Consider the following 18,319-nt stretch of genomic DNA (forward strand, 5'->3'; position numbering starts at 1 on the left):
ATTCCGAGCCATGTTTCTTCGTTTTCCATTCGCCTTCGCCCAGCATCTTCACGCCGGTGCTGTCGACCAGCAGATGCAAGCCACCACGACTGGGGCGATAGGGGATGTTCACGGTCAGCGTTTTCTGGCGGCGGCAGACCGTGCTGTAGTCAGGCACGGGCCAATCCAGGTCCGCCAGATGCATCAGGCTCTGCACGAAACCGATGACTTGGCGCAACGGCAGGCCGAACAGCCCCTTGATGGTCAGGCAGAACTGGATGGCGGCATCGCTGAACGTCGGTGATCGACCGCGACGACCGGTGGGCTGGCCGTGCCATTGCATGGCACGATCCAGCCAGACCGAGAGCGAGCCTCTGGCCTTGAGGGCTGCGTTGTAATCTTTCCAGTTGGTGGTGCGGTATTAGGCGGCAGCGGGCTTGGTCATGGGTGCGCTAGCCTGCAGACTCGGGACGTTTGTGCAACAACGCCGGTTCGCTGCCAAGCGCAAGCGTCACGCATGCCAGACAAACATGGACGCAAAAAAACCGCTGAACGGGCCAATCACCCTCTTCAGCGGTTGTTTCCTCGGGTCCCGCGCAAAGATATTGCGCGGCGACTCCGCGCGGCTTATTCCTGCGCGGCAGCAGGTGCGGCGACCTTGACGCGCGAAGGCAGCTTTTCCTTGATGCGTGCAGACTTGCCGCTGCGTTCGCGCAGGTAGTACAGCTTTGCACGGCGCACATCACCGCGACGCTTGACTTCGATCTTCGCAATCAGCGGGCTGTAGGTCTGGAAGGTACGCTCCACACCCTCGCCACTGGAAATCTTGCGCACCGTAAAGGCACTGTTCAAGCCGCGATTGCGCTTGGCAATCACCACGCCTTCAAACGCCTGCACACGCTTGCGGTTGCCTTCAACCACATTGACGCTGACGACTACTGTGTCACCAGGCGCAAAATCGGGAATGTCCTTGTTCAGGCGGGCAATTTCTTCCGCTTCAAGGGTCTGGATCAGGTTCATGGCAGTTCCTTTGGGATCGTATCCGCGCTAAGTAGGTATTGGCCGAAAGTGGCGCTGTTCAAAGCCGCAAGGCCATTGGATATCCCAAAGGCCAGGCGCTCCAAACAGTTTATGCGCGCAGAAAGAGGATCAAAACCGCGCATTATAGCGTAAGCATGTCAGTTGTCACCTTCCGTGCCCTTGTCCATGGGCGCCGCATGCGCCCTCAGCCACTTGACTTCGGCAGCGCTGAGCGCGCCGGCCTCGTGGGCTCGCTTCAGCAGGTCTGGGCGGTGCCGGGCGCTGAGCTGCAGGCTTTGCTGACGACGCCAGGCCGCAATGCGCGCATGGTCGCCACTGAGCAGAACCTCAGGCACGGGCTGTGTCCGCCAGACCTCGGGGCGCGTGTAGTGGGGACAATCGAGCAGACCGGAAATGGCTGGATTGAAGCTGTCCTGCGCATGGCTGTCCGCTGCATGCAGCACCTCGGGCTGCAGGCGCAACACTGCATCCAGGAAAGCCGCCGCAGCCACCTCCCCGCCGGAGAGCACGAAATCCCCCAGACTGATCTGCTGGTCCACATAGGCATCGACAAAGCGCTGATCCACGCCTTCATAGCGACCGCACAGGAGTATCGCACCCTGCTGCGACTGTGCAAACTCGGCCACCATCGCGTGGCGCAGCGGCGCGCCCGCCGGTGTGAAGAACACCAGCGGCGCGCGCGCGGCATGTGCGCTGCGAAAGGGGCCGACTTCCTCGCCGCGGGCCAGACGAATGGCATCGGCACAACGCGCCAGAGGCTCGGCCAGCATGACCATTCCAGGCCCTCCGCCAAAAGGCCGATCATCAATGCGGCGATAGGCCCCGTCGGCAAAATCGCGCGGATTCCAGAAATGCACTTCCACGCCGGCGGCGCTGGCGCGCCGGTTCACGCCATGTTGCAGATACGGCGCAATCAGCTCGGGAAACAGGGTAATGACATCAAACCGCATCGCCTATTCCCGCCATCAATAGTCGGGCTGCCAGTCCACCGTGATGGTCTGGCCGGCAAGGTCCACAGCGTCTACGTACACCTCGACAAACGGAATCAAATGTTCGGCTGCCTTGCCCGCAGCGAGCCCACTCTCGCGCTTCTGCTCCTGCACGACAAGCACCGACTGCGGTCCGTTGGAGAGCATCTCTCGCACATGCCCGAGCTGCACCCCCTGCCGATTGACCACTGCCAAGCCGATCAGATCCACCCAGTAATACTCGCCGTCAGGCAATGCAGGAAATGCCGAGCGCGGCAGTGCGATGGTTGCCCCGCGCAGGGCCTGCGCCCAGTCGCGATCATCAACACCCTTCAACTGCGCCACCAGCGCGTCGCCCTGCACCCTGATGTGCGCGACATCTACGCGCAATGGCGCGCTGAACAGCGCCGCCCTGCCCGCTGGCGGCAGCACATACCAGTACGAAGCCTCCTGCAGCGCTTCAGCATCCGCGCTGAAGGGAATCAGCTTGACCTGCCCCTTGACACCCCACGCACCGCCGATGCGCGCCAGTTCAATCAGCCCACCAGGCGCCTGCGGCGCCACGAATCCCGCCAGGCCCTGACGCACCCGCTCAAGGACATGCGGCGGCAAAGCGCCGCTGGCAGCACCTTGCTGCCGCACCGGCACCTGCGCTGCGACGGACGGGGAAGGAAGATTGCGAGGAGCTTTTGCCACAGTGTTGACCCCTGGAAAGTGTCGGGCGCCTGGGATAACGAGGGCAGCCCGCTAAGCCACGCCTGCGCCATCTGCGCATGCCAAGGCGTACGCCGCACTTGCGCACACCTCAAAAAAACAAAGGCATTGACCACATGCGTGGGCAATGCCTGCAGACTGCTTGCCGCATGCGCCTTGGCGCATGCGCACAGTCAACCGTGCATCAAGCAGCCGCTGTCTCGACAGCAGGCGCCTCGCCAACTTGCTGCTTGACCGCTTGCTTGGCCAGACGCAGCACCGTCTCGGAAGCCTGCGCGCCCACACCTTGCCAATAGGCCAGGCGATCATGATCCAGGCGCAGGCCCTGCTCGGCCCCACGCGCCGTGGGATTGTAAAAACCGATGCGCTCGATAAAGCGCCCGTCGCGACGAACACGCTTGTCTGCCACGACGATGTTGTAGAAAGGACGTGCCTTGGAGCCGCCACGGGAGAGTCTGATTACGACCATTGCGAAAGTTTCCTTATGCCAGCCTGCCCTCCGCCGCCAGAAGGCGCTTGCGGCAAAAGCAGGATCAGCGAATGCGAAATATCCACAGCGCTTGAGACACGCGACATGACCACCCGGCCAGCGACGACGCTGCAAAACAGGCAATTATAGCAAAGTGAACATGTATGAGAAGCCGCCAGCAATCTTTTCATGCGTCGCGCTGCAATTTGGCCTGTTCCCGCTCCTGCGTGGTCAGTGCCACCTTGTTGCGCACATACACCGGGGCAATCTGCTGTGCCGTCTGCATAGCGCCGCGCTCCATCAGCGCCGGTGCCACCGCCAGCATGTCCCGCGCCTGCGGCACGGCGTGTACCACCGCATGGCCACGTGCTGCCCAATGCGTCTGGAGCTCGGGATAGGCGATGAAGGCGTTGCCCACCAGGGCATACCCCTGCGGCACCTGCAGCGCCTGTGGTGGCAGAACGCGGATCTCATCCTCAAGCAGCCAGACGCCTCCGCCAGCAAGACTGGCATCGGCCTGCCAGCGCAGCGGTGCCGCATACACCTCCTGCATGCGCGCATCCAGCACCGCCACAACACGGTCAAGCCCCTGCAGGCGCGCAGCCGCCGCAGCCAGCGCTGTCAGCGAGTCCACCGGCAAGGCCGGCAGATTCCGCCCCCAGGCCAGCCCCTGCGCTACCGCGCAAGTCGTGCGCAATCCGGTGAACGCGCCCGGTCCGCAGCCGTAGATAATCGCCTCCAGGGTTGCCAGCGACAGATCCGCCTGTTTGAGCAAACGCAGAATCTCCGGCAGCAGCACCCGCGAGGACTGCGCCCCGCCAGCCTGTTCTCTGTGCCAGAGGTGCGCACCATGGCGTACGGCAATGGAGAGCGTATCGGTACTGGTATCGATGGCAAGCAGTCGCATGATGAAAGCCGCTGCCGATCAGCAGGCCGTGCAGCGAAAACGTCCGAGTATAAAAGGGCCGAGGGCGTCGCGCCTGCGGCGCAGCCGCCTACCACCCCAGCGCCACACCATCGCTGCGCGGGTCGTTGCCGCCTTCGAAGGTGCCGTCGGCATGGCGCACGATGGCCCCGGCATGGCCCATGCTCTCGTCAAAGGCTTGCAGAATGTCCACGTGATGGCCCATGCGCTGCAACTGCTGTACCGTCTCGGCCGGAAATCGCGCCTCCAATTTGAGGGAATCGCTGCTCTCGCCCCAGGTACGTCCGAGCAGCCAGCGCGGCGCAGCAATGGCCGCCTGCGGGTTCATGCCAAATACCGCGATGCGACTGAACACGGCTGCCTGCGACTGCGGCTGTCCGTCGCCCCCCATGTTGCCGTAGACCATGGTGCGGCCATCGGCAAACTGCGCCATCGCAGGATTGAGCGTATGAAAGGGCTTGCGGCCCGGCGTGAGCGGATTGAGGGCCTGGGGATCGAGCGAGAAGCTACAGCCACGGTTCTGCCAGTTGACACCGGAATCAGCCAGCACCACACCACTGCCAAACTCATGGTAGATGCTCTGGATGAAGCTCACGGCCACGCCATCGCCATCGATGACCCCCATCCAGATGGTGTCTGCCGGCCCCTGCCCATTGCCCCAGGCCAACGCCTGCGCCGGCGAGATGCGCGCCGCCATCGCATCCAGCGCCGAAGGCTGCAGAAAATCACGCGGCTCCACGCGCATGTAGGATGGATCGGTAATGTGCCGATCGCGAATCGCGAAGGCTTGTTTGGTCGCTTCCACGCAGGCATGCACGTAGCTGGCGCCCAATGGCGACATGCTGCTCGCATCCAGCAGCCGATCGAGCTGGCCAAGGATCAGCAACGACACCAGCCCCTGCGTTGGCGGCGGCATGTTATAGACGGTGCCCTGCGAATGCGACAAGGCCAGCGGCGTCTTCCACACCGCCTGGTGTGCCTGCAGGTCGGCCAGCGTCAGCGGGCTGCCAACCCGCTGCAGATCGGCAGCCATGCTGCGTGCGAGATCACCACGGTAGAAGTCATCCAGTCCGGCGCTTGCCAGCTGCTGCAGCGTGGCCGCCAAACGCGGCTGACAGAAGCGGCTACCGGGCGCAGGCGCGCTGCCGTCGCGGTTCAGAAAGGTGTCTGCATAGCCGTCTATGGAAACCAGCTGTGCGATACGCTGGGCCGTACAGACCGACTGGCTGGCCGTGATCGGAATTCCGCCCTGCGCGTAGTCGATGGCATCGGCAAGCAGACGCGCCAGCGGCAGCCGCCCGCCCAGTTCTTGCCGCGAATACTGCAGCGCCGCGTCCCAGCCCGAGATCGTGCCGGCCACCGTATTGGCCGCCATCCCGCCACGAAACGGAATGCTTTGCAGGCCCGCTGCGCGGTAGGCGTCGATGCTTGCGGCCTGGGCGGCCGCACCACACGCCTCCAGGCCGCGTGGCGCCTGTCCGGGCCGGCAAATCAGCCAGAACCCGTCTCCCCCGATGCTGTTCATGTGTGGATAGACAACGGCAATGGTCGCCGCCGCCGCCACCATCGCCTCGACCGCGTTGCCGCCTTCTCGCAGCACGGCCAGTGCGCTCTGGCTGGCCAGGGAATGCGGTGCAGTGACCATGCCGCGCACGCCGCGCGCAGGATTGGGGTTGAAGTTAATAGCCAAGATGTCCTCTCCAGATAGCGTAAGTTTCGGGGTGCCGCATGCCATGTTCTGAGAACCTGTTCACGATCTTTTCATACGCCGCGTTGCCTCACCGGGCGATACGATGCAAGGCGCAAACCGCAGTCGGGCTGGTGGCCCGACGAGGATTTGCAACGCCGCAGCGTGCGTCTGGCGAGGCAACCCCAAGGGGGCAGCCAGGCAAAGACGCATCGGACCGCGTTGCCCGCCTTGCGCAGACGCCCAGTCTGGGCTGCGGCAGGCGCCTCGCCCGCCGCGCCTTTGCCTGACTGCGCGGTGCATGAAAAGATCGTAAACAGGTTCTAAGAACCTGTTTACGCTGCAGCGTGTTGTAGATGTTGCAGCTCCGCCGCAGGCAGCGGATGCAGGCACGCGACCTGCCTGCCCGGCAGCGCACGCTGCACCGGATCGATCGTTCGGCAGTCCTCCTCCACGCGCGGGCAGCGACTCTGGAAGCGACACCCTTGCGGCAGATTGGCCGGGCTTGGAATCTCGCCTTTGAGGCTGACTGTAAGCGGCGCGTCAAAACGCGGAAAGGCCTGCAGCAGGCCCTGCGTATACGGGTGGCGCGGTGCGCGCAGGATGGCCTGCGACGGCCCCTGCTCCATGATGCGCCCCAGATACATGACGGCCACCCGTTCGCACAGATAGGCCGCCACGCCCAGATCGTGTGTGACGAACACCATGGCCAGCCCGGTATCCCGCTGCAGGTCGCGCAGCAGGTTGAGCAACTGCGCCTGCACCGACACATCCAGCCCTGCCACGGACTCGTCCGCCACGATCACGCGTGGCTCGCTGGCCAGCGCGCGCGCCACCGCCACGCGGCGGACCTGGCCACCGGACAGCTCGCTCGGATAGCGGTGCCGCGTTGCCTCCGGCAGTCCAACCTGTGCCAGCAATGCATCGACGCGCGCACCGACTTCGCCGCTTTCGCGCAGCTGATGCAGGCGGATCGGCTCTGCCAGCAGCTCCCCGACGGTCATGCGTGGGTTCAGCGAGCTGCGCGCATCCTGGTAGATATAGGCCACCTCGCGGGCGAACTTGCGACGCGCGGCAGGGTCAAGATTCCCCAGATCCCTGGTGCCGAAAAGCACCCGCCCGTTGCTGGCCTTCTCCAGCCCCAGCATCACCCGCACCAGGGTGGACTTGCCGGAACCGCTCTCGCCCACCAGCGCCAGCGATTCACCCGGCCGCAGTTCCAGACGAATGCCGTCGAGCGCCTTGAGCTGGCGACGCCCGCCGTCAATCGGAAACACCTTCTCCACATCCAGCAGCGAAAAAAGCGGCGGAGCAACCGCCTGGCGAGCAGCGTCGGGGTGGGTGTGCATCGTGGTCGTCGTCATTCCTGCGTCCTCAAAAATCCGTTTATGCGTGCTTACTGCCAATGGCACCTACATGGCGAAAGCACGAAATCGCAAGTGTCAGTTCCGTCACAGATTCCAACATGCCACCTTCACGGCACCCATGGTGCGCGGCTGCGGCCGCTCACCACACTGTGCAGTAGCGCGGGGGCAGCGCGGCGCAAACCGGCAGCCCTGGGGCATGTTCGACAAGGCGGGCACCACGCCGGCAATCGGCTGCAGGCGCTCGGCGCCAAACTCCACTGCACTGGCGCGCAACCCTTGCGTATAGGGATGCCGCGGATGATTGAGCACCTCCTTGGCCGGCCCCTCCTCCACGATCTGGCCGGCATACATCACCGCAACCCGGTCGGCAACCTGCGTTGCCAATGCCAGATCGTGCAGCACGAACACGGCCGAGGCGCCCAGCGCATGCACCCGCTCCAGAATCAATGCCATGATCTGCGCCTGAATCGTCACATCCAGCGCGCTGGTGGGTTCGTCAGCCAGCAACAGGCGCGGCTCACACGCCAGCGCTATGGCAATCATCACGCGCTGCTGCATGCCACCGGAGAGTTCGTGCGGGTAGGCCTTCAGGCGCGCCTGCGGGTCGGCAATGCCGACACTCTCGAGCAATGCCAGTGCGCGCTCGCGGCACTGCGCCCGGCTATAGCCACGATGCCGGCGCAAGGGCTCGCTCAAGTGATCGAGCACTGTAAAGCAAGGGTTCAGCGCGGCCGAGGCATCCTGAAAGATCAGCCCCATGCGTGTGCCACGCCAGCGGCGCAACTGCTTTTCCGCAGCGTGCGCCACGTCGTCGCCGCATACACGCAGCGCCCCCTCCATCGCCACACCCGGCTCGTTGAGCAGTCCCATCGCGGCAAAGGCCAGCGTGGACTTGCCTGCGCCGCTTTCGCCGATCAGCGCCAGCGTCTGCCCCTCGGCGAGCGTCAGCGAGACGGCATCAAGCACCGCGACAGGTCCGCGACGCAGTGTGAACTGCTCGACGTGCAAGGGCACTGCGCCGCCTGCGGCCTGCTGTTGACTTGCTTGCATGGTCATCGTGGTCATACGCGTTGCCCTCGCGTGCGTGGATCAAGCGCGTCGCGCAGTCCTTCGGCGGCCAGATTCAGGCCCACCAGCAATACCGCCAGCACCACGCCGGGAATGCCCGCCATCCAAGGCGCCATCATGATGAAGCCGCGCCCTTCGGAGATCATCAAGCCCCAATCGGGCGTGGGCGGGACCACGCCGAGCCCAAGAAACGACAGGCCCGAGCCCAGCAAGATGGCGATCGAGACGCGCATGCCTGCCTGGATGAGGATGGGCGAAACGATATTGGGCAGGATGTGCCGCACCACGATGGTTGCGGGCGGCACCCCCATCAGCCGCGCCGCTTCCACGAAGGGCCGCTGCTTGACCTGCAGCACATCGGCGCGCACCATGCGTGCAAAAGGTCCGACAAAGGACAGCGCCAGCGCATAAATCACGTTGCTCACGCCTAGCCCGAGCACCGCCATGAAGGCCATCGCCATGATGAGTTCGGGAAAGGCCAGCAGCCCGTCGACCACGCGCATCAGCGCCCACTCGGTGCGCCCGCCTTTCAGACCGGCAATCAGGCCGATGACGACGCCACCGACCAGACCCAGCGCCACCGAGGCAAATCCCACCCACAATGCCGACCGTGCGCCATACAGCACCCGCGAATAAATGTCCTGCCCGAACGAATCGGTGCCGAACCAATGTGCCGCCGAGGGCGGCTGCATGGCCGCCATGAAATCCTGCTCGGTAGGCGGATGGGTGGCCAGCCACGGCGCAAACAGTGCCGCAAGGATGAACAGCAGCACGATGCTGCCGCCCACCATGGCCTTGTTCTGGCGGCGCAGCGCCAGCCAGAAGCGCCGCGCGCGGGAGGTTGCCGCAGGCGTGCGCTTGGGCGCACCAGCCAGGGATATCGTGGAACGGGTTGTCATTTCTTGCGCAATCTCGGATCCAGCAGAACATAGGTCTGGTCAACGATGAAGTTGACCAATACGAAAAGCAGCGCAGTCATCATGATCCCGGCCTGCACAACGGTGTATTCGCGCGTCTGCACCGCCTGCGTGATCATCATGCCCAGGCCCGGCAGCGTGAACACCACCTCTGTCATCACCGCGCCGCGCAACATGCCACCAAGCTGCAAACCGATGACCGTCACCAGCGGCATCAGCACATTGCGCATGCCGTGCACCCAGATCACGCGCCACTGCGGCTCGCCACGCGCACGCGCTGCGGCCATGTAGGGCTGCCCGAGCACTTCCAGCAGGCTTGAGCGCGTCACCGCCGCGATCAGGCCGACATACCATGCGCCCAGCGTCAGTGCCGGCAACGCCAGATGCCACAGGCCAGCGCGCCAATCCTGCCAGGGCGAGACATAGCCCATGGTGGGAAACCACCCCAGCCAGACACCAAAAACCCAGATCAGCACCACGCCGAGGAAGAAGCTGGGAAAGGCATTGCCACCGACGGCCGTGACGCTGGCCAGCACATCCGCCCAGCTGTTGCGGCGCACCGCCGCGATCACGCCGAGGGGAATGCCCACGAGCAATGCGATCAGCAGCGACAGGCCCGCGAGCGTGAGCGTCACCGGCAGGGCCTCCTTGACCGCGAGGTCGAAAATGTCCTGATGGCTCACGTAGGACTGACCCCAGTCCCCTTGCACGAAGCTGTGCAGCCAATGCCAGTACTGCAGTGCCCATGGCTGGTCCAGCCCCAGGTCGTGGTAGAGCTTGTCGTAGGCATCCTGCGAGAAGTCCGAACCCAGCATCACCGTGACGGGATCGCCCGGCGTGAGCTTGAGAAACACAAAGCTCACGACGGAAACGACAAAGAGCACCAGCAGCGTTTGCCCGATCGCCACCAGCGTGCGTCGCAGCCAGGGGGGCGCCATCCAGGAAGCAGTCAGCGTGGCGGCAGTCATGGTCAAGCCTCGCAATCTGGCATCAGGCCAGCGACACGCTGTGCAGATTCATCAGGTCCGCCGGGATGTACTCGAAGCCCTGCACTTTCTTGGAGAGAATCTTGAACACCTTCATGTGCGCCAGCACGGCCAGCGGCGCGTCATCCATCAGAATATCCTCTGCCTCGATGTACAGTTGCCTGCGCCTTGCGACGTCCATCGTCTCCCCTGCCGCTGCGGCGGCCCGGTCAAAGGCGGGATTGCTGTAGCCAACGAAGTTCCAGGGCTTGCCAGTCGACCATTCCGGTGTGATCGTCTCGTCCGGATCAAGGTCAGCAATCCAGGCCTCGTCATACAGGTCGAAGTCGCCCGCATTGCGCCGCTGCGCCCACACGGCGCGGTCAACCAGCTCGATCTTTGGCTTGATGCCAATTTGCTCCAGCATCGGCGCGATCAGCTGCGCATTGCGCGTGCCCATCCCGCCCGAGCCTGTGAAGCCATCGGTGACGATGTAGACCGGATTGATCTCGCCCTGCACCTTCGACTTGGCACGCAAGGCCTTGGCTTTCTCCAGGTCGAAGAACTGCCCCCGCCCGCTCTGCGCGATGTTGGGATCGTAGAAATCCGTCATGGGTGGCGAGATTGGCGTGTAGGCGCCAATGGCCTCGCCGAAATAGCTTTGCTGGACGATCACTTCACGATCGATGGCGAACGCCACCGCCTGACGCAGCGTCTTGTCATCGAATGGCGCGCGCTTGTTGTTCATGCCAAGAAACGCGTAGTTGCCCTCGACCTGGCCATAGATGGCAAGGTTGGGATTCTTGCGCAGCTGCGGAATGAACTGGAACGGACAGACCGACAGCCCATCGACCTGCCCGGCCATCACCGCTGCCACGCCCGCGCTGGGCTCCTTGATGAGGCGAATGACCACCCGGTCCAGGTAGGGCAGCCCTGCCTCGAAATACTCGGGATTGCGCTCCAGCGTGAGCGAATCGTTCTCGAGCCAGCTGACAAACTTGAAGGGGCCTGTGCCCACTGGCTTGCGACCAAAGCCCTTGCCGGACTCCTGCACGGCACGCGGGCAGACGATGGTGCCTGCACGGCCCGTGCTGCCCGTCAATGCCACCGGCAGGAAGGCGAACGGCTTCTTGAAACGCAACCGGATGGTGAGCGGGTCAACGATGTCGATGCCATCGAGCTGCTCGAACTTCCAGGCATGGGGCGACTTCACCTCGGGATCTGCCACGCGCAGCAGACTCCACTTGACCGCTTCCGCATCGCAGACGTCGCCGTTGTGGAACTTCACGCCATCGCGCAACTTGAAGACGTGCTCGGTCTCGCTGACCATATCCCACGATTGCGCCAGATCCGGCACGAAACTGACCTTCTCACCGTCATAGGCCACCTTGAGCAAGCCGTTGAAGACGTTGTTGAGCACCTTGATCGAGCCGCCGGACATCGTGAAATGCGGATCCAGCGTGTCGACCGCATCCAGCCAGGCCAGCGTCAGCGTGCCACCGCGCTTGGCCTGCGCATGCGCCTTGCCCACTCCGAACGCCGAGGCTGCCAGCAGTCCAGTGCCGGCAGCCGCCAGCCGAAACAGGTCTCGACGGCGGAAATCAACGGCCATCTTCTCGGCCAGCAGGGTCTTGTGGTCGACTTTGGAATCGCTCTGGGACATGGGGTCACTCCTTATCAGAAGTTGGAAGAAAGAGGATGGAGCGCGCCCTCGCGCTGGGCGCGCGCTGGCGGCAACAGCTTCAGCAGATCAGGGACGGTGTCGAGCACGTGTTCACGCATGGTCTGTTCGCACAATTGGGGGTCTCCCTCGCACAGGGCATCCAACAGATGCTGGTGGTCGGCGCGGGCGCTGGGGCGGGACTCGACCTGATTGATCCACAGCCGCATGTGCGGCTCAACCAACGAGTGCAGGCTGGCGATCTGCCGCACCAACCGTGGTCGGCCGCTGAGGCGGCAGAGCGTTTCGTGGAAATGGCGGTGCGCCGTGGTCCAATCGGCCAGGTTTTCGTCGCGGTCGTCGATGCGATCGAGCAGGTCATCCAGGGTTTGCAACACCGTGCGCGTAACGCGTGGCAGAGCCAGCCGCACGGCCAGCCCCTCCAGCACCGCACGCATCTCGAAAACTTCCTGCATGTCGGCCACATCCAACCCCGTAACCACCGCGCCCCGGTTGGGCCGGATGGTCACCAGCCCCTCCGCCGCCAGCCGCCGAAACGCCTCCCGCACGGGCATGCGACTGGTGCCGATCTCGGCGGCAATCGTCTCGGGCACCAGGCGCTGACCCGCCTGATAGCGGCCCATGCGGATGGCCGCGTGAATGTGGTGGTAGGCATCCTGCTCTGCCGTGGAGGCAAAGTGGTAGATGTCCTGACCGAGCAACAAGGGATTCACCATGGAAACCGCATGACTGGATAAGTGGATACAGTTATCCATGTACGCAAACGCCGTGCCAAAGATGGCTATCGGCGTAACGCCCGAGAAAGAGCGTCTCCCCCCGCCTGAGGACCTGTCCCACAGCCTCCTCGTGCCGCACCGCCCCGCTTTGGTGCCGTTCACGTCGAGGGAGGCTGCCAGCAGATGGTGCATCCGCACCAGGGGGATGCATTCCGGCGTTGGACAGGACGCAGATAGCCAATGCCTTGATCGCAGCGCCATTTGCCACAGGCGGCCGAACCTGCTTGCCATCAATGTCATGCGCTGTCCGCGCCCCGCCACGCAGCAACGCATGCAATAGCCGCCCACAGGTGCGGACGCCCGCCTGTGCCCCAGCTGCGCCGACGCGCCATCCTGACCCCCACGCCCGGCAGGCCATGTCATACCCCTGTCATCTGCGCCTTGAACAATGCCGCGCTTGTTCAACAAGCCTTGGCGACAGGGCGTCAAGCGGCCGTCCGCGCCGGCAACGCTCCCCAAAAATGACAGCGCAATCCCTACACATCACCGGCGTCGGCAAGCGTTTCGGCCCGGTCGACGTTCTGACCAACATCGACCTGCAGGTGCGGGCAGGAGAATTCTTGTCGCTGGTTGGCATGTCCGGCTGCGGCAAGTCAACCTTGCTGCGCATCATTGCGGGACTGGAATCACCCGATCGCGGCAGCATCACGATTGGCGAGCGGGACGTGACGCAGGTCGACCCTGCCGAACGCAATCTGGCGATGGTGTTCCAGAGCTATGCGCTCTACCCGCACATGACGGTGCGCCAGAACATCGCCACGCCGCTGCGCATGCGACAGCTGTCTGCCTGGGCCCGCCTGCCGTGGCTAGGGGCGCTGCAGCCAGGGCGCAAGGCGATACTGCGGGACATTGATGCGCGCGTGCAGCAAGCGGCCGAGCTGCTGGAGATCGGCCAGCTGCTGGAGCGCAAGCCTGCGCAGCTCTCGGGCGGCCAACGCCAGCGTGTCGCGCTGGCGCGCGCGCTGGTGCGCGCACCAGCCGCGTTTCTGATGGACGAGCCGCTGTCCAACCTGGATGCCCGACTGCGCGCGCACATGCGCGGCGAGCTGACCGCCCTGCACAAGCGCCTGGGCGCGACATTCATCTACGTCACACATGACCAGGTCGAGGCCATGACCATGTCTGATCGCGTGGCGTTGATGGAAGGCGGCCGCATTCTGCAGCTGGGCACGCCCACGCAGCTGTACGACACGCCTGCGTCGCTGGCCGTGGCGCGCTTCATTGGCACACCGACCATCAACACGCTGCCGGTGCAGGTGGACGCGCAAGGCCACGTGCACGCCTGGCAACAACCTCTGCCGCTGCACGCGCCGGGCGTTGCCGCCGGGCCTGCCACACTGGGCATTCGGCCTGAGGACCTGCATCTGGCCAGCGAGGGCTTGGCCGCCCGCGTGGTGCGCCTTGAGACGCACGGCGCCGACCGCTTCGTCACGCTGGCGCTGTTGCACGACGCAGCATTGCAACTGACGCTACGCCAGCGCACCGGCGAAGCCGCGCCGGCGGCAGGCAGTACGGTACACATCGCCTGTAACTGGGCGCGCGTGCACCTCTTCGATGCAGAGGCAGCACGCCGCACGTGCGTGCCGGCGCTTCATCTGGCCACCGCCACCGACGCGCAGCGCCCGCGGGAGATGGCCGCATGAGCACTGCGCAACCGCTCACGCAAGGCGTGCCCTCTGCCTCGCCAGCGCAACGGCGCAATGCCATCGAGGCGCGCGCAATGCGCCGTGGCCTGCTGTTCATGGCCCCCGCCGCGCTGTTGCTGCTGGCCATCTACATCGCGCCGCTGGGGCTGCTGCTGGGCTTTTCGGTGACGGATTACCGCCTCGGCGCCGTCCACACTGCATTCATCGGCCTGGACAACTTCCGGCGCGCCTTTGACGACGCCGTTTTTCTGCGCGCCATGCGCAACACGCTGGTTTATGCTGCCATCGTCATCCCCCTTGGCGTTGGCATGGCGCTTGGCTTCGCGCTGCTGGTCTACAGCCGCACACGCAGCCGGGCGATCTGGGAGACGGCCTACTTCCTGCCCGTGACGGCGACGCTGGTGGCGATGGCGACCGTATGGCAGTTTGTACTGCATCCATCGCTGGGCCCGGTCAACGCAGCCATCCGCTGGCTGGGCATGGAGCCGCTGTCGTTTCTTGCCACGCCGTCGCTGATCATCCCCACGCTGGCACTGATCGGCGTCTGGCAGGTGCTGGGCTTCAACATGGTGCTGTTTCTGGCGGGACTGACCAACATCCCCAAGGATCTGTACGAGGCCGCAAGACTCGATGGTGCGCGTCGCCCGCTCGACCGCTTCCTGACCGTGACATGGCCGATGCTGGGGCCCACCACCTTGTTCGTGGTCGTCACCACCTCGGTCTCCGCCTTCAAGGTATTCGAGACCGTGGCCGTGCTCACCAAAGGCCGCTCGGGCTCGGAGACGCTGCTCTACGCGATCTATCTGGAAGGCTTCGAGTACGCGGAGACGGGCTATGCCGCGGCGCTGACGCTGCTGTTTCTGCTCATCGTGCTGGTGTTGTCAATCTGGCAGACCCTGTACATGGACAAGAAGGTGCACTACTGATGCCAATGCCTGCGATGTTCCCACTGCGCCTGGTTGCCCGGGCCATCCCCTGGCTGCTGCTGATTGCTGGCGCCATCTTCACGCTGCTGCCGTTTTACTGGATGGTGCTGACATCGCTGCGCCCGCCTGCGGAGATCTTCAACGTCTCGCTGTGGCCCATTCCGCAGGAGTTCGCCGGCGGCCAGAACTACGCCAAGGCGGCCAGCGTGGTGCCGATGGCGCGCTTGATGCTCAATGGGGTGATCGTTTGCGCGGGCATTTTGCTGGTGCAGATACTCACCGCCGTGCCCGCTGCCTACGCGCTGGCCAAGCTGCGCTTTCCCGGCCAACGGCTGTTTCTTGCGCTGGTCATTGCCGCGCTGTGCGTGCCGATGCAGGCGCTGGCACTGCCGCTGTACGTCGGCCTGGCGCAGGCCAAGCTGCTCAACACCTACTTCGCACTGATGGCGCCGTTTCTGCTGTCGGTATTTGCCATCTTCCTGTTGCGGCAGAGCTTTCGCAGCTATCCGGACGAAATCATCGAGGCCGCCCGTCTGGACGGCTTCTCCGAACTGGAAATCTGCTGGAGTCTGGTGCTGCGCGCAGCATTGCCGGCGCTGGCAGCCTTTGCCGTGTTCTCGATCGTGGCGCACTGGAACGACCTGTACTGGCCCATGATCGTCGTCACCGACATCGAATACGCCACGCCGCCACTGGGCATGCTGTTCTTTTCCGATGCCGAATCCGGTGCCGACTATGGCGCCCTGATGGCAGGCGCCACCATGATCACCGCACCGATGGTGCTGTGCTTTCTGCTGGCCAGGCGCCAGTTCATTGCCGGCATCACCATGACGGGCGTCAAGTAAACGCCTTTCCTTCGCCTGTTCCTCGCGGCTCGCAAGGACAGGCCTTTTTCCCTGCCTTTCTTATCCGCTCAAATCCCATGCGCTTGCTCAACAAACTCCTCGCCGCCGGCACGCTTGCCATTGGCCTGGCTGCTCCCGGCATCGGTGCCGCCCAGGACGTCACGCTCAACGTGCTCTACAACCTACCCGGCTTCACCCGCTTTCACCAGCCGATTGCCGAGCAGTTCGAGAAGAACAACCCGGGCATCAAGATCAACTTCCTGGCGCCAGCAGTCGCCTACAACGAAGGCCACCAGCAGGTGCTGCGCTCAGCCGTCACCGGCGACGCGCCTGACGTGTTCTTCTCGGGCTACCACCTGCTGCAGGAGCTGACCGAGACGCTCAGCCAGCGCGGCCAGATCACCGACCTCGCACCATTCATCGAGGCCGAGGGCGGGCAGAAATTCATGGACGAGAACTTCACCCCGCAGATGGCCGCACTGGGTGTTGTCAACGGCGTGCAGGTCGGTCTGCCGGTCAATGCCTCGTCGCCCATCATGTTCATCAACGCCGACCTGGTGCGCAAGGCCGGAGGCGACCCCGACAACATGCCCACCACCTGGCCCGAGCTGATCGCACTTGCCGCCAAGATCAAGGCGACCGGGGACAACGTGGCCGGCATGGCCTACGACATTGCCGGCTGGCCCGACGACTGGCTGTGGCAGGCAATGATCTACCAGCAAGGCGGCACGCTGACCGATCCCGCCACAGGCAAGGTGGCGTTCGACAACGCAATCGGCCTCAAGGCCCTGCAGTACCTGCGTGCCTTCGTCACCGAAGGCGGCCAGCCCGTGCTGGACTGGGACCAGTCGCGCCAGCAGTTCGGCGCCGGATTGACCGGCTTCATCTTCTCTACCCCAGCCCATGTGCAAACCATTGAAGGCCTGGTGGGCGATCGCTTCGAACTCAAGACCGCCACGTTCCCGCTGGACAACAAGGAAGAGGGCGGCGTGCCCACCGGCGGCAATGCCGTCGTCATCCTGACGCAGGACAAGGCCAAGCAGGAAGCAGCGTGGAAGTACGCCAAGTGGATCACCGGCCCCGAGGCGCAAAGCATCATCGTGCCCATCACCGGCTATCTGCCGACCAATATCCGCGCTACCGGTGAAGACTTCCTCGCCCCGTACTACCGCGAGCATCCGAACGTGGCGACAGCCGCGCGCCAGGCCGACAAGTCGCGGCCCTGGGCAGGCTACCCCGGTGGCGACTCGGTGCGCATCTGGCGCACCCAGCGCGACATCATCGGCACCGTGATGCGCGGTGAAGTCTCGCCCGAGGAAGGCCTCAAGCAGTTGGTCGAGCAAACCAACGCGCTTATCCGCTAACCCCTGCAAACCGCGCCGGGCGCGCGCCCCGCCCCCTGCGGCGAGTGTGCACGGGTCAGGGCGTGGCGCCCGCTTCGTTATGAAAATCATCCAGATCACCGACACCCACCTCGTGCCGCCCGGCCACTTGCTGCACGGGCTCGATCCCGCCGCCAGGCTGCGCGCGGTCGTCTCCGACGTGTGCGCCAGGCATGCCGATGCGGACCTCGTCATCGTCACCGGCGACCTGTGCAACGACGGCGATCCGCGCGCCTACGCACTGCTGCGCGAGCTGCTCGCGCCGATTGCATCGCCGCTGCGCCTGCTGCTGGGCAATCACGACGCGCGCCCTGCCTTCGTGCAGGCATTTCCCGAGCAGCCAGTGGATACGCACGGCTTCGTGCAAAGCCACATCGACACCCCGCATGGCCGCCTGCTGCTGCTCGACACCCACCATCCCAATACCATCGGCGGACGCTACTGTGCGCAGCGCCAGCAATGGTTGGCCGATGCACTGGCCGGCGCGGGCGATCAACCCGTGACCGTCTTCATGCACCACCCGCCGCTGCCCGACGGTCTGGCCCACTTCACACACATCGGCCTGCACGACGCCGACGCCGTGATGGGCCTGCTGCGCGATCACCGCAACGGCGTGCGCCATATCGTCTTCGGTCATCTGCATGTGGCCATGACGGGCGTCAGCGCCGATGGCTTTGCCTACAGCAGTGGCCAGGCCTGCGCGCACCAGTTCATCACCGACCCGGACAATCCCACCCCCTGGTGGACCGAAGGCACACCCTGCTACCGCGTGCTGATGCTTGATGCCAACGGCTTTCGTGCGTACGCGGCACAGGTGGGCCAGACTCCGACTGCGCAGACGCAGCCGTGCGCAGGCCCCTGAACACCACCTGCACCCGCACCTGCCCGCGGCCTTCGGCAGGACGCCGCATTGAAAGACCATGAAGCGACTGCCAAGGAAAGATCTGTCGGCAGCGCCAGCAG

The 18,319-nt window shown here is 64.5% G+C and carries 17 protein-coding genes and 1 pseudogene; 5 read left to right on the forward strand and 13 right to left on the reverse strand.

The genetic code is table 11. The annotated features are described in order from the left end of the window. The 13 genes and pseudogenes from AAV94_RS09380 to AAV94_RS09440 all read right to left on the reverse strand — a co-directional run. Window positions 1–424: pseudogene (locus AAV94_RS09380) on the reverse strand (IS5 family transposase); the annotation flags it as partial. A 182-nt stretch (window positions 425–606) separates the two neighbouring features. After that, the gene (gene rplS / locus AAV94_RS09385) at window positions 607–999 is read right to left on the reverse strand and encodes a 50S ribosomal protein L19 (protein ID WP_046742082.1); all 393 of its coding nucleotides are present in this window, start codon (window positions 997–999) and stop codon (window positions 607–609) included. Between the two features lie 158 nt (window positions 1,000–1,157). Continuing rightward, window positions 1,158–1,970 carry a tRNA (guanosine(37)-N1)-methyltransferase TrmD gene (gene trmD, locus AAV94_RS09390; RefSeq protein ID WP_046742083.1) on the reverse strand — a complete coding sequence of 271 codons (813 nt, stop codon included), beginning with the start codon at window positions 1,968–1,970 and terminating at the stop codon, window positions 1,158–1,160. 15 nt (window positions 1,971–1,985) lie between these two features. Next, window positions 1,986–2,564: a ribosome maturation factor RimM gene (rimM, locus tag AAV94_RS09395; RefSeq protein ID WP_046742114.1), complete on the reverse strand. Its 579-nt coding sequence runs from the start codon at window positions 2,562–2,564 to the stop codon at window positions 1,986–1,988. Between the two features lie 322 nt (window positions 2,565–2,886). Further along, entirely contained in the window at window positions 2,887–3,171 is a 285-nt protein-coding gene (rpsP, locus tag AAV94_RS09400; RefSeq protein WP_046742084.1) for a 30S ribosomal protein S16, read from the reverse strand. A 187-nt stretch (window positions 3,172–3,358) separates the two neighbouring features. Further along, window positions 3,359–4,078, reverse strand: coding sequence for a tRNA (adenosine(37)-N6)-threonylcarbamoyltransferase complex dimerization subunit type 1 TsaB (gene tsaB, locus AAV94_RS09405; RefSeq protein ID WP_046742085.1), 720 nt, complete (start codon window positions 4,076–4,078; stop codon window positions 3,359–3,361). Between the two features lie 88 nt (window positions 4,079–4,166). Further along, the gene (locus AAV94_RS09410; protein ID WP_046742086.1) at window positions 4,167–5,741 is read right to left on the reverse strand and encodes a gamma-glutamyltransferase family protein; all 1,575 of its coding nucleotides are present in this window, start codon (window positions 5,739–5,741) and stop codon (window positions 4,167–4,169) included. Window positions 5,742–6,118: 377 nt separating this feature from the next. Next, window positions 6,119–7,147, reverse strand: coding sequence for an ABC transporter ATP-binding protein (locus AAV94_RS09415; RefSeq protein WP_046742087.1), 1,029 nt, complete (start codon window positions 7,145–7,147; stop codon window positions 6,119–6,121). A gap of 87 nt (window positions 7,148–7,234) precedes the next feature. Continuing rightward, window positions 7,235–8,200, reverse strand: a complete 966-nt coding sequence (locus AAV94_RS09420; RefSeq protein ID WP_046742115.1) for an ABC transporter ATP-binding protein — start codon at window positions 8,198–8,200, stop codon at window positions 7,235–7,237. Window positions 8,201–8,211: 11 nt separating this feature from the next. Further along, the gene (locus tag AAV94_RS09425; RefSeq protein ID WP_046742088.1) at window positions 8,212–9,117 is read right to left on the reverse strand and encodes an ABC transporter permease; all 906 of its coding nucleotides are present in this window, start codon (window positions 9,115–9,117) and stop codon (window positions 8,212–8,214) included. Beyond that, on the reverse strand, window positions 9,114–10,103 hold the full coding sequence (locus AAV94_RS09430; RefSeq protein ID WP_197408050.1) for an ABC transporter permease: 990 nt from the start codon (window positions 10,101–10,103) through the stop codon (window positions 9,114–9,116). The genes AAV94_RS09425 and AAV94_RS09430 overlap by 4 nt, the downstream gene beginning before the upstream one ends. Before the next feature lie 22 nt (window positions 10,104–10,125). After that, entirely contained in the window at window positions 10,126–11,763 is a 1,638-nt protein-coding gene (locus AAV94_RS09435) for an ABC transporter substrate-binding protein (protein WP_046742089.1), read from the reverse strand. 14 nt (window positions 11,764–11,777) lie between these two features. Next, window positions 11,778–12,497, reverse strand: coding sequence for a GntR family transcriptional regulator (locus tag AAV94_RS09440; RefSeq protein WP_046742090.1), 720 nt, complete (start codon window positions 12,495–12,497; stop codon window positions 11,778–11,780). Between the two features lie 521 nt (window positions 12,498–13,018). On the opposite strand from AAV94_RS09440, the gene AAV94_RS09445 reads away from it, so the two are divergent. The 5 genes from AAV94_RS09445 (at window position 13,019) to AAV94_RS09465 (ending at window position 18,218) form a co-directional block, all read left to right on the forward strand. Next, complete coding sequence (locus tag AAV94_RS09445) at window positions 13,019–14,200, forward strand: ABC transporter ATP-binding protein (protein ID WP_046742091.1); 1,182 nt, start codon at window positions 13,019–13,021, stop codon at window positions 14,198–14,200. Next, window positions 14,197–15,129 (forward strand): carbohydrate ABC transporter permease, encoded by a 933-nt coding sequence (locus AAV94_RS09450; RefSeq protein ID WP_046742092.1) that lies wholly within the window; start codon window positions 14,197–14,199, stop codon window positions 15,127–15,129. Before AAV94_RS09445 ends, AAV94_RS09450 begins: the two co-directional genes overlap by 4 nt. A gap of 5 nt (window positions 15,130–15,134) precedes the next feature. Further along, window positions 15,135–15,974, forward strand: coding sequence for a carbohydrate ABC transporter permease (locus AAV94_RS09455; RefSeq protein WP_231731336.1), 840 nt, complete (start codon window positions 15,135–15,137; stop codon window positions 15,972–15,974). A gap of 77 nt (window positions 15,975–16,051) precedes the next feature. Next, window positions 16,052–17,338, forward strand: coding sequence for an ABC transporter substrate-binding protein (locus AAV94_RS09460; RefSeq protein ID WP_046742094.1), 1,287 nt, complete (start codon window positions 16,052–16,054; stop codon window positions 17,336–17,338). Between the two features lie 79 nt (window positions 17,339–17,417). Next, a complete protein-coding gene (locus AAV94_RS09465; RefSeq protein ID WP_046742095.1) occupies window positions 17,418–18,218 on the forward strand; it encodes a phosphodiesterase in 801 nt (266 codons plus the stop codon). Window positions 18,219–18,319: the final 101 nt, after the last annotated feature.

Origin of the sequence: Lampropedia cohaerens (assembly GCF_001005215.1) — a bacterium.
GTDB lineage: Bacteria > Pseudomonadota > Gammaproteobacteria > Burkholderiales > Burkholderiaceae_C > Lampropedia > Lampropedia cohaerens.